This window comes from Staphylococcus sp. HMSC059F04, assembly GCF_001812565.1.
Taxonomy (GTDB): Bacteria; Bacillota; Bacilli; order Staphylococcales; family Staphylococcaceae; genus Staphylococcus; species Staphylococcus lugdunensis.
In genome coordinates this window covers 1,062-13,513 of the sequence record NZ_KV809478.1, presented here as the reverse complement: position 1 = coordinate 13,513, position 12,452 = coordinate 1,062, and the positions used below count along the sequence as shown (strand labels likewise).

Genomic DNA, 12,452 nt, shown 5'->3' with positions numbered 1-12,452 from the left:
GTATTCTTGTCAACGGTGAACCTAGAAGATAACCAACGAAAAAACTCCTTAAGTATACTGAGCCTCAAATGATGCGTCTTGGTTTAGTACACTAATTAAAGAGCTTGTTTCCCAAAAAGGGAACAAGCTCTTTGATTTTTTATAAACTATGAAGTTAAACAATGGTTAATTATTTTATTTAAATAATAAAATACGTAGACTGTGTAGTAATATTTTAAAGTTATAAAACGAGAGAACACTCATCCATAACATGGTTTGGAGAGTGTTCTCGATTTGTATCAATATATTTGTTGCCATTACATAAATAAATATTTAATTTCTATAATACTAGCTACAACTACTAAGTTGTTTTTTTAGTATAAAGATATATTGGGGTACCTGCTAACGTAATAGCTATCCCAATAAACGCTAGTATCGGTTGTGTAATTAAGGTATTAACTAGAACGAATATACCGGCAATAAGCGCGATACCAGGAATAAATGGATACAATGGCACTTTGTACGGACGGGGCAACTCTGGTTCTCGACGTCGTAACAAGAATACGGCTATAAATGCCATACAATAAAATGACCATATAACGAATATCAGCATATTTGTAATCGTATCAAAAGCGCCAAGTAAAATCATTACTGTAGCAATGATTACTTGTATCATGCCACCAAACCATGGTGCTTTTGTAGGTGTTAAGCTTGAGAATAGACGTTTAAATGGCAAGCGATTATTTTGCGCCATTGCGTATGGAATACGCATGCCTGTCATAGTATAACCATTCATTGTTCCATAGACTGATATTAAAATACCAATGGTAACCAGTTTACCGCCAATTGGTCCAAACAATAGGTTAGAAGCATCACTGGCAGCATTTAAGTTACCGGCAATATGAGAAATAGGTAATGTCATTAAAAATGCAGCATTTATTAATAAATATACTAGCATAATACAACCTATACCTATTGCGATAGCGCCAGGTAAATCTTTGCGTGGATTTTTAAGTTCTCCTGCAATATTTCCTACGTGAATCCAGCCATCATATGCAAACATCGTTGCTAGCAATCCACTACCAAGTGCTGTGAAGAAACCTGAATGCGTGCCGTTTTCTATAGGGAACAATGAGAAGTCTACATTGCTGCTATTGAACCAGCCGAATACTACGATAACGGCAATAGGAATAAGTTTGATTACTAAAGTTACGGATTGTAGAATACCACCGACTTTAGAACCCATGCAGTTAAATGCTAATATTGATACAGCACTAAGAAAGGCAATGGGAATAATCCAAGCTGGACTTAAATGAAACAAATTAATCAGTTGTGTCCCAAAGACAATCGCTAGTGCTGCGATATTGGCTGGGAAGTAAATAAAGGCTTGAGCCCACCCGGATAAAAAGCCCCAAAAATCACCATAGGTATATTCAATATATTTGGTGAGGCCTCCCGTTTCTGGGATAGCCGCAGCCAATTCAGCACCTGTTAGTCCCGCACAAATGGTCATGAGACCACCTAAGAACCATACAAGCATAGCCATACTTGTTGAGCCTGTTACTTCTGTTACATTGGATACTTTAAAAAATACACCTGATCCAATTACAGATCCCATAACAAGAGAAAGTGCTGCAAAAAAACCAATATTTTTCTTTAAATCTGTTGAGTTTGTATTCATGGTGCGACCTCCAATTTACGGGATTGAACTAGCCAACGACACCTTTACTAGTATCTGCAGGTTTTAATAAGTGATCAATAATATTTGATACACGACTTAAGTCAACGTTACCACCAGAAACTAGGGCAACAACATTTTTATCTTTAACCCAGCGAGGGTCTATTTTTCCACTAAGTAATGCGGCTGTTGGTAATGCACCAGCACCTTCAGTAATAATTTTGGTTCGTTGCATAAGTGTTTTCATCGCATTAGAAATTTCTTCTTCAGAAACTAAAATAAATTCATCTACTAATTCTTTTGTTATTTCAAATGTTTTATCACCTGGAATAGCAACTTCTGTGCCATCAGCGATTGTATGATCATTATATTGTGAAACGATTTCACCTTGTTTAATTGATTCAGCCATACCATGAACATTTTCGGATTGTACACCAATAATATGGATAGATGAATTAAATGATTTTAAAGCAGTTGCGACACCAGAAATAAGACCGCCGCCACCAACTGGAACAATCACGGTATCAACATCCCAAATCGCATCTAAGATTTCTAAGCCAATCGTACCTTGACCAGCCATAACTTCTGGATCGTTATAAGGATGTACGATTGTCATTCCTTTTTCTTTTGCCAACTCTTCCATATATAATCGAGAGTCATTAAAGGTTTCACCTTTTAAAATAACTTTGGCACCATAACCACGTGTAGCCTCTTGTTTAGAAATAGGTGCTTCTTCTGGCATAATAACTGTAACATCAACGCCAAGTAATTTCCCTGTTAAAGCTAAACCTTGCGCATGGTTTCCTGCTGATGCTGTAATGATACCTTTAGCTTTTTCTTCATCAGTAAGATGCATAACTTTATTAGCAGCACCTCTATATTTAAAAGAACCTGTAAATTGCATATTTTCTAGTTTTAAATAAACGTTACCACCAGTTGTATTATTACTTAAATACATAGATTGTATAAGAGGAGTTTGTCGAGCAATACCTTTTAATTTCATTTTAGCTTCTTGAATGGTACGTATATCACAGTAACCTGCTGTTTTTATTACTTCACTATTCATCGTCATAGATAAAACATCCTTTAATTTAAGTTATATTTTTGTAAAATTATATTTTGGAACTATGATTTAAATACAATGTGTTAACTAAGTGCTAAAGTATTTTATTTTAAAACAGAAGATAGTTCTTCATAAGTCATATCATGAGAAGTTGCAAGTCCTTGGTTAGTTACATGACCACGATAAATGTTAACGCCTGTTGCTAATACGGCATCATCTTTAATTGCTTGGTCGATACCTTTTTGACTAATTGCCATTAAGTAGTCAATATTACCAGCAGCTAGCACCATAGTAGATGTACGTGGAACAGCGCCTGGTTGGTTTGGCACGGCATAATGAACAACGCCGTCTTCTACATAAACAGGATCACTAATTGTTGTTGGGTGAATACCTTCAACCGTACCACCTTGGTCAATAGCGATATCGATTAATACTGAACCGGTTTTCATTGATTTAACCATGTCACGAGTAACTAATTTTGGTGGTTTTTGACCAGGTAATAAGATTGTTGAAATAAAGACATCAGCTGTTTTAATATGTTCAGCTAAATTTTCTTGTGTTGATTTAACAACGGTAACTTTATCATCTTTGAAATGTTGTTCTAACCATTCAATTCTTTCGTCTTTAAGCTCGATAATTGTAACTTCTGCTTGTAGTCCTAAAGCGATTGTAGCAGCGTTTACTGCAGCTGATCCTCCACCGAAAATAACAACTCTACCTGATGGAATACCTGAAATTGCATCTATACCAGAAATGAGAATACCTTTACCTTGATGTTGAGCTTCTAAATAATAAGCACCCATTAACATAGAACGGCGACCAGCAATTGCGCTCATAGGTGCAAGTAAAGGTGCAGCACCATCTTTTTCTATTGTTTCGCCACCAATAGCTGTGACACCTGCTTTTTGCATAGCCTCTACCGTTTCTTTAGATGATGCAAGATGTTGGAAGCCCCAGATGACTTGTCCTTCTTTGAAAAATTTAAATTCTTTTGCATCAGGTTCTTTAACTTTGACAATCAAGTCTGCTGTCCAACATTCTTCATGCGTAACGATTGTTGCACCAGCAGCTTCATATGCATCATCATAAAAGCCTGAGCCTACACCTGCATCATGCTCAACCATCACTTGATTACCAGCTTTTACTAATTTTTCAGCATTTTCTGGTGTACAAGCGACACGACCTTCTCCGGGTTTAAGTTCTTTTACAATTCCAATTTTCACTATTAAAACGCTCCTTTGTGATTTTTTTCACAAAAAATATACATCGCGAGAGCACCATTTGTCAAACGCTTTCATATATAGTAATTTTACATTAAACATGCCCGATTCCTTGATACACATAGGTATAAATACATTTTAGTTCGTGAAAATTCTTTTAAATAAGAAAATTATGAATCTTTGATATTTTGAGATTAATTGTAATTTTAAACTAAAAATAAATTTGAACTTAGAATTTTTTGAGATGAAATAAAAAGTAATCCGAAGTGATATGATGTTTTTTATTTTATAACTATTTCAATTAGATTTATTTTTTAATTAAGTAAAATTCGGAAATTTTGTAAAAAGGTGAGAATGATAAAAAGGTAGCTAAATCGTTACATGGAATAGAGGGATTCCTACAATACAAAAGGGTATCGTGATTCATAAAGAGATGGTTGACTAGGTTGAATTTTTACAGCGTTGAATAGTTAAGATGATTACGAGGAAGTCCAAAGATTTTGTAACTTAATAAAATAGCATATTTTTGTTGTGAGCCTCATATTTATATTACAATAGACATAAACTTAGATAAATAACATATTGGGAGCGTGTCTCATTATATGGAATGGATATTATTTGATAAAGATGGTACGTTAATTGAATTTGATAAAAGTTGGGAAAAAATTGGATTGCGATTGGTGGATCAGTTTTTAGAAACTTTCCCAGTAGCAAATAAAGAAACAGCGCATCGTCAATTGGGTATTATAGATGATGCTATTGTTCCCAGTTCGGTTATGGGTTCAGGTTCATTAGATGAAATCATAACGGCATTTGGTGATCTTGCTGGACAAGATGTTTCTAAATGGACACGTACGGCAAGCCAAAGTTTAATAGATGAACGTCAACCTGAACATAACTGGATTACTGGTGTTTATGAGACAATTCAGCAGTTGCGTGTTAAAGGGTATAAAATTGGTATTGTAACGAGTGATACGAAAAAGGGAACACTTCAGTTTTTAGAAGAGACAAACTCAAGTGAACTGTTTGATTTAGTTATTTCTACGGAAACGCATGCAGCAGAAAAACCAGACCCAAAAGTGTTAGCACCGTTATTTGAAGCTTTTGATGTGAAACCAGAAGCGGTTACAATCATAGGAGACACAAATAATGATATGAAGACTGCTACCAATGCACATTTGGGCTTAGCAATTGGTGTGTTATCTGGCATAGCTACACGAGAAGAATTAACTAACGCAGATGTAATTGTGGAGGATGCATCACAAGTTTTTGATATTATAGAAAAACATCAATAAAGAAAATTTGTGGCATCATTATGTTTTAGGCTATGAACTTTATATTGGTGGTAGGTTGACTGGATTGAAAATACGCTGATACCAAGCTATTTTCAATCCTAGTCAATCTTGCCAGGACGGGACTACGAATTCGTAGTTCTGCTCCCTATTTTTCTAGGAATTTTATCCCAGGCTGTTCACTTTGTTTGCTTAATTCGTTCAATGTCTAGTATCTACTTGACGATGCGTTTGAATAACATGTGCAATTTTTTCAATAATAGGATTTAATGAATCTGGATTTTCATGAATATCATAGTCATTAATATTGACTCGGATTACAGGACAAGCATTGAAATTATTAATCCAATCTTCATAACGTTTAAATAATTTTTTCCAATAATCAGGTTCTGTGTTGATTTCCATATCACGTCCACGTTGTTTAATGCGTTCAATGACTTCGTCATAGTTACACTCTAAATAAATTAAAACGTCTGGTTTAGGAAAATAAGGTGTCATGACCATGGCATTAAATAGTTCGGAATAAGTTTGGAAATCTTCAGGACTCATTGTTCCTTGTTCTTGATGCATTTTAGCGAAGATATCAACATCTTCATAAATAGAGCGGTCTTGTATAAACCCACCGCCATATTCAAACATGCGTTTTTGTTCTTTAAAGCGTTCAGCTAAAAAATAGATTTGTAGGTGAAAACTCCAACGTTCAAAGTCATCATAAAATTTATCAAGATACGGATTTTGGTCGACATTTTCAAAGGACGTTTTAAAATTGAGTTTATCTGCTAGTGCCCGTGTCAGTGTGGATTTACCAACACCCACTGTACCAGCAATTGTTATAACAGCGTCTCGAGGAATAAGTGTCTTAGTCATTTGTCAATTCTCCTAGCAAAGGTTTAATTTGAGTTAATATATCAGCATAATCTTCAGGGTTATGTACAAAATCGATATGTGTCGTATCAATTTGAATAACGCGAGCACCCTGTGCTTTTAGCGTTTCATAAAAGTGGTGGTATTCTTGTTGCAATGTCAATAAGTAATCATCTTCTATATGAGATTCAAAGCTGCGTTGTCTTTGCGCAATTCGTTGTTTCAATACACTTAGCTCAGCATCAAGAAAGATAATCATATTGGGTAATACTAAATCTTCAGTAATAATGTCGTAAATACGTTCAAATTTATCGAATTCACTAGCGTTGAGCGTATTACGGGCAAAGATTTTATTTTTATAAATATGATAATCACTGACAACACCATGTTGTAATGTTTTAAGATCATTTAATTGTTTATATCGGTTACATAAGAAGAACATTTCAGTTTGAAAGCTCCACTTACTAATATCTTCATAGAAATCTGATAAAAATGGATTTTCATCAACGATTTCTTTTTCTTCATAATAATCAAGTGTTTGGCTTAATTGATGAGCCAAAGACGATTTACCAACGCCGATTGGCCCCTCAATCGCAATAAAAGGTTTGTTCATAATCACTTCTCCAAATGTTAAAATAGATATTGAATATTGTATCATAAGTGAGGTAGCAGACATATGAGAAACGATGAATATTACATGAAAATAGCTATAGCAGAGGCTCGAAAAGCTGAGGCTATTGGAGAAGTTCCCATTGGCGCCGTGATAGTTAAAGACACACAAGTGATTGCACGTGCACATAACTTACGTGAAACCTCACAACAGCCTACTGCACATGCAGAACATATTGCAATTGAACGCGCCTCGGAAGTATTAGGTAGTTGGCGTTTAGAAGCGTGCACGCTCTATGTCACTTTAGAACCATGCGTGATGTGTGCAGGTGCGATTGTGATGAGTCGTATACCTCGAGTAGTCTACGGTGCGATTGATCCTAAAGGCGGCTGTAGTGGTAGTTTGATGAATTTATTAGAACAACCACAATTTAATCATCAAGCTATTGTCAAAACAGGTGTACTTGAACAAGAATGTGGTCAATTGTTGCGATCATTTTTTCAACGGCTTAGAGAAAAAAAGAGAAGACAATTCAAGTCATAATACAAAGTGTGTGAAGTTTGTTAGAATAAGAAGGGTAAGAGATACTTACAATTTTTGGACATCATTTTATAGTATATAAAACATAAATTAACTTAACTACAAAAAATGAAATGAGGTTAATGAATGATAAAGTTAATAGCTACAGACATGGATGGCACACTACTAAATGCTGCTCATGAAGTTTCTGAAGAAAATATTAAAGCAATTAAATATGCGCAACAACAAGGTGTAACTGTGGTGATTGCTACAGGCCGAGCTTTCTATGAGGCAAGTACACCAATTGCGGAAACCGATTTATGTGTACCATTTATTTGTTTAAATGGTGCAGAAGTACGAGATGAGACATTTAACATTTTGCATACATCCCATCTTAATCATGAGTTAACACAGCGCATTCAGAATGTGTTAAAAGATCACGATACGTATTATCAAATCTACACCAATAGAGGGATTTATACAGAAAATCCAGATAAAGATTTAGAAATATACATGGATATAGCTAAGCATGCGGGTCAACAAGGTGATATCGATAAGATTAGAGCGGGAATTCAAAAACGCATCGATAATGGTACGCTTAACATTGTTAAAAATTATGATGATATCGAAGAAATTCCAGGCGAGATTATTATGAAAATATTAGCATTTAATCCAGACCTAGAAAAATTAACTAAGATAGAACAATTATTAGCACAATCACCAAATTTAGCAGTTTCATCATCAGCAAGAGGCAATTTAGAAATTACGCACTCTGATGCACAAAAAGGTATCGCATTAGAAACGATTGCTGAACAGTTACGTATAGATTTAGCAGATGTTATGGCAATTGGTGATAATTTAAATGACATGTCAATGCTAGAACGTGTAGGGTATCCAGTAGCGATGGCTAATGCCACACAAGCAGTGAAAGATGCGGCAGTATATGTAACAGACACCAATGAACAAAGTGGTGTAGGTAAAGCCATAATGAAATTATTGCAAAGCGAAAATAAATAAGGAGTGTTTTTTAGAATGAAAGGATTAATTATTGTGGGTAGTGCACGTGTCAATTCTCATACGAATGCACTGGCAAAATACTTACAACAGCTTTTTGATAATCACCAGGTAGAATGCGAAATCTTTGATTTAGCAGAAAAGCCATTACATCAATTAGACTTTTCAGGAACAACACAAGCTGCTAACACAATCAAAGAAAATGCTAAAGTGTTACAAGAAAAAGCTATGGTAGCAGATTTTATGATTCTAGGCACACCAACGTATCATGGTTCCTATTCTGGTATTTTAAAAAACGCGTTAGATTTCTTGAATATGGATCACTTCAAAATGAAGCCAATTGGATTAATAGGCAATAGTGGTGGCATTTTAACGTCAGAACCATTATCTCATCTACGTTTAATTGTACGCAGTTTACTAGGTATTGCAGTGCCAACACAAATTGCAACACACGATCATGATTATGGAACAGCAGCTGATGGTACATACTATTTACAAGATGATGAATTCCAATTACGTGCTAAATTATTTGTTGATCAAATTGTATCATTTGCTAACAATAGCCCATACGAACATTTAAAATAATAAGACAAAACATTTCAGTTTTGATACGCACCCCAAAAGTTAGATTTAATTTCTAATTTTTAGGGGTGTGTTTTTATATTGGAATGGTTGTTTTAGAAGACTTGAACAGTTTTATATAGATTGGTTAACAACAGTATACTATATTAATTAAAAATTAAATAAAAATATTCTATTATGTATTGTTTGGCATATATTTAGGTGATAATATAATTAATAGAGTGACTTTTAGACTTAAACAACAAGGAGTGATCATCAATGAAGTCCAAATCAAACAAGAATTTAGGTTTGAGTCCGATAAAACAAAATAAATACTCAATTCGTAAATTCAAATTAGGTGCAGCGAGTGTGACCGTAGCATCTTTATTAATCTTTGGTACGGCAGGCGTTGCTAAAGCAGCTGAAGTACATGGTGCTGATAAAGCTCAACAAGCTGAACATGTTGCTAATGTAGCTAAATCAGACACAGCTAAAGCAACACCAGTAGCAAGTACACAACAAAATGAAGTGAAAACTTCTGAAGCGCCAAACACTGCTAAAGCGCCAAACACTGCTAAAGCTGTTACTGATAAAGAAGCAATAACACCAACAGCCGCACCGAAAGAAGACAAAGTTGTAAGCGATAAAGTAACAACGCAAGACAAAAAAGAAACACGTGGATACAAAGCGAATAATACAGAACCACAAAAAGGAACTAACGCTATCGCTAATACCGGTAAACACGATCCACGTAATGGACAAGCAATTCCAGGATATGGCACAAGTAGCTTCCGTGATGGAGGAAATACGGTGTCTATTGATGGTGGAAAAATTACAGCTAGTGGACATGTAAATGTTGACGACCGTGTCAATACGACAACTGGTATCAGCTATGACTATACGCTTAATTTTAAAGAAGGCGCTTTTCATGAAGGCGACACATTTAAAATAGGTATTAAAGAATTAGGTGAAGATACACGTTTACCTAAAGAATTAAAAGCAGATGATGGCACTACTTTTGCAATCCGTGATTCATACAAAAGCTTATATAACAACCCTAATACGAATCAAATACCATTCTTCTCTCAACGTAACCCAGGTACAATCGACGAAAAACGCTCTTGGCATTTACAAAGTAGAGGTACATTTTTAGAAGGGGTTTATAAATTTACAAAAGAAGTAGAAAAATTAAAAAATCTACACTTTTCATTTAGTAATAAAGATGGATTACGATTCCCAGAAGTAACTAAAGATAAAAGAGTGACAGGTGCAATTTTAGTTAATGATCAAGTGATAGCATCTAAAGATTATACAGTGGTCGGACAAGCAATTTCACCGGCACCAGTTAATTTAAACAAAGCTGTTATAGATACTAGTGGTGACATTAACATTGACAAAGATGGCACCGTTAAAAGTAAATGGGAAAATTTACGTTTAAATACTAATGGTAAAACATTTACAACAAATACAACGTTTACAGTGACATTACCAGATACAGGTATGAACTCATTTGAAAAGGTTGGAGATTTTAATGAAACAGGCGTTATGATTGTAGAGGTAGCAAGCAATGCTTCCAATTCAGTAGCCAATGAAAATGATGTTGTATTAAAAGCACCTAAAGAGGATCCATCACGAATTGCTAAAGTTCGTGTAGAAAGTGTTCAACCTAATAAGTTAGTATTTAAACTTGTTTCTGGTCAGTTAGATCCAAACAAGGTATATGTTTTTCTACTTAAAAATATGGGTGTAGAACGAAAAGTTAACAGCACAACGTTGAACTATTTAAGCCCTGACAAATCTTCAATTAGTGAGCAGGGAGCAACATTTGAAGTTACAAAAGATGGACAAAGATTGACAGACACATACACTACAACTGCAGGAGTAAACTGGAATGTAGTTGGTGATCGTACTAAACTTAATACTGGAGCTAGTCTTGCATTCTATGATGTTACATCAAGATATATTGACGGCAGTGGCAACCTATTAATTTCAGCTGATCCAGCTGTTGAACATGGTTTAGCATCTGTGGATGAGTTTAATACACATAATCCACAACCAAACTTTAATGAAGCTCAAGTTGGTAATCCAGATAATAGTCATGCAACAATTACGACTACAAACGGTTCAAATAAAAAAGTCACAGATATTACGCCACCTTATCTTATTAAAAAAGATGGTAAATATTATGTGTTTAACCAATATTTAACAAAAAGTAATTATTATCAAAACACAAGAACTTCTGGTACAATCGAACATTCTCCAGTGAACGTTGTAGCACAATATGCGAATGCAAAATTCGGTACAGTATCAGTAGGTTATGAAATTAAAGACTCAAATGAAAAACTAAAAGCTGATGAAGTCATTCGTGATGGTTCTGCTCAATTAACTAACATCGTAGGTAATCAATACACAGTTCCAAGTGATAAAGTGCCAAATACGATTGAAAAAGACGGTATCCTTTATGTATTAAGTAAAGTTCCTACTGATGCACCTTCAAATGCAACAGGTCAAATCGCAGAAACACCGACACGTGTAGTTTATAAGTACACTAATGCATATGTATCTGTAACACCAGAAAATCCTGGTCATCCAGGTCAACCGATTGACCCAAATAACCCTAGTATCGTTTGGCCACGTTATACAGATTTAGCATCATTAACAAAATCAGTCACTCGAACAATTAAATATGTAGATGCTGAAAATACAAGTAAAGTGTTACATGCACCAGTTATTCAAACAGTTAAATTTACGCGCACACCAATTGTTAACGTAGTAAATGGTCGCATTGTTGGCTATGATGAAGACGGCAATGGCACAATTGATACGACATCAGCTGAGAATGCTTGGGTTCCAGAAAATTCAGAAGCTACAACTTGGCCTGAACAAACTTCACCAAAAGCAAATGAGTTAACTGAACAAGGTTATCATGAAACAACGACACCTTCAGTGGCAGCAGTAAGTGTTAATGCCTCTACAATCTCAACAGAAGTATTAGTTAAATATCAACGTCAAGACAAAGAAAAATATGAACCAACGCCTGGTCAAATTAATCATGATTATGGTACGCCGACAACAGCAGATGAAGTTAAAAATTCAGTTAAAGTGCCGGGTTATCCTACAAGTGTTGGTACACCAACAATAACAGTAGATAATCCAAATCAAATACCAAATGGTCAAACACCAGGTACAGTAGTTATTCCAGTAACTGTAACGTACCCAGACGGTTCAAAAGATAAAACAACAGTTACTGTTGTAACAGGAAACCCTTTAAAAGATGCATATGAACCATCTACTAAACCAATAAACAAACCATTTGGTACGCCAACAACAGGGGACGAAGTTAAAAAAGCAGTAACAGTACCAGATTACCCAAGTTCAAAAGGTACACCAGAAGTCACAATTGATGACCAAAGTAAAATACCAAATGGTCAAACCCCAGGTACACACAATGTACCAGTGACAGTGACATATCCAGATGGCTCGAAAGATCATGTGAATGTTCCTGTTAATGTTGGTGATCCAGATAGCAGTAGACACGAACCAAAAGTAACACCAATCACAAAAGACTTTGGTACACCAACAACAGCGGATGATGTAACTAAAGCAGTAATCGTGCCAGATTATCCAAGCTCAAAAGGCACACCAACAGTAA

The 12,452-nt window shown here is 35.2% G+C and carries 10 protein-coding genes; 5 read left to right on the top strand and 5 right to left on the bottom strand.

What is annotated here, in order from left to right; translation table 11 throughout:
- Window positions 1-340: 340 nt before the first annotated feature.
- From HMPREF2864_RS08815 to HMPREF2864_RS08805, 3 genes are all read right to left on the bottom strand, one after another.
- A complete protein-coding gene (locus HMPREF2864_RS08815; RefSeq protein ID WP_002459922.1) occupies window positions 341-1,660 on the bottom strand; it encodes an APC family permease in 1,320 nt (439 codons plus the stop codon).
- Between the two features lie 28 nt (window positions 1,661-1,688).
- Entirely contained in the window at window positions 1,689-2,729 is a 1,041-nt protein-coding gene (gene tdcB / locus HMPREF2864_RS08810) for a bifunctional threonine ammonia-lyase/L-serine ammonia-lyase TdcB (RefSeq protein ID WP_002459921.1), read from the bottom strand.
- 95 nt (window positions 2,730-2,824) lie between these two features.
- A complete protein-coding gene (locus tag HMPREF2864_RS08805; RefSeq protein ID WP_070545743.1) occupies window positions 2,825-3,943 on the bottom strand; it encodes an alanine dehydrogenase in 1,119 nt (372 codons plus the stop codon).
- A 599-nt stretch (window positions 3,944-4,542) separates the two neighbouring features.
- On the opposite strand from HMPREF2864_RS08805, the gene HMPREF2864_RS08800 reads away from it, so the two are divergent.
- Window positions 4,543-5,235 carry an HAD family hydrolase gene (locus HMPREF2864_RS08800; RefSeq protein ID WP_070545746.1) on the top strand — a complete coding sequence of 231 codons (693 nt, stop codon included), beginning with the start codon at window positions 4,543-4,545 and terminating at the stop codon, window positions 5,233-5,235.
- A 198-nt stretch (window positions 5,236-5,433) separates the two neighbouring features.
- Here the strand turns inward: HMPREF2864_RS08800 and HMPREF2864_RS08795 are convergent, their stop codons facing one another.
- Together HMPREF2864_RS08795 and HMPREF2864_RS08790 are read right to left on the bottom strand one after the other, a co-directional pair.
- Window positions 5,434-6,099 carry a deoxynucleoside kinase gene (locus tag HMPREF2864_RS08795; RefSeq protein ID WP_002459918.1) on the bottom strand — a complete coding sequence of 222 codons (666 nt, stop codon included), beginning with the start codon at window positions 6,097-6,099 and terminating at the stop codon, window positions 5,434-5,436.
- A complete protein-coding gene (locus tag HMPREF2864_RS08790) occupies window positions 6,092-6,709 on the bottom strand; it encodes a deoxynucleoside kinase (protein WP_002492985.1) in 618 nt (205 codons plus the stop codon). The genes HMPREF2864_RS08795 and HMPREF2864_RS08790 overlap by 8 nt, the downstream gene beginning before the upstream one ends.
- Before the next feature lie 63 nt (window positions 6,710-6,772).
- On the opposite strand from HMPREF2864_RS08790, the gene tadA reads away from it, so the two are divergent.
- The 4 genes from tadA to HMPREF2864_RS08770 all read left to right on the top strand — a co-directional run.
- Complete coding sequence (gene tadA, locus HMPREF2864_RS08785; protein ID WP_002459916.1) at window positions 6,773-7,249, top strand: tRNA adenosine(34) deaminase TadA; 477 nt, start codon at window positions 6,773-6,775, stop codon at window positions 7,247-7,249.
- A 123-nt stretch (window positions 7,250-7,372) separates the two neighbouring features.
- Window positions 7,373-8,242 carry a Cof-type HAD-IIB family hydrolase gene (locus tag HMPREF2864_RS08780; RefSeq protein ID WP_002459915.1) on the top strand — a complete coding sequence of 290 codons (870 nt, stop codon included), beginning with the start codon at window positions 7,373-7,375 and terminating at the stop codon, window positions 8,240-8,242.
- A gap of 15 nt (window positions 8,243-8,257) precedes the next feature.
- Window positions 8,258-8,824 (top strand): NADPH-dependent FMN reductase, encoded by a 567-nt coding sequence (locus HMPREF2864_RS08775; protein WP_070545749.1) that lies wholly within the window; start codon window positions 8,258-8,260, stop codon window positions 8,822-8,824.
- Between the two features lie 255 nt (window positions 8,825-9,079).
- A partial coding sequence (locus HMPREF2864_RS08770) for a Rib/alpha-like domain-containing protein (protein ID WP_141752082.1) occupies window positions 9,080-12,452 on the top strand: 3,373 nt, incomplete at its 3' end.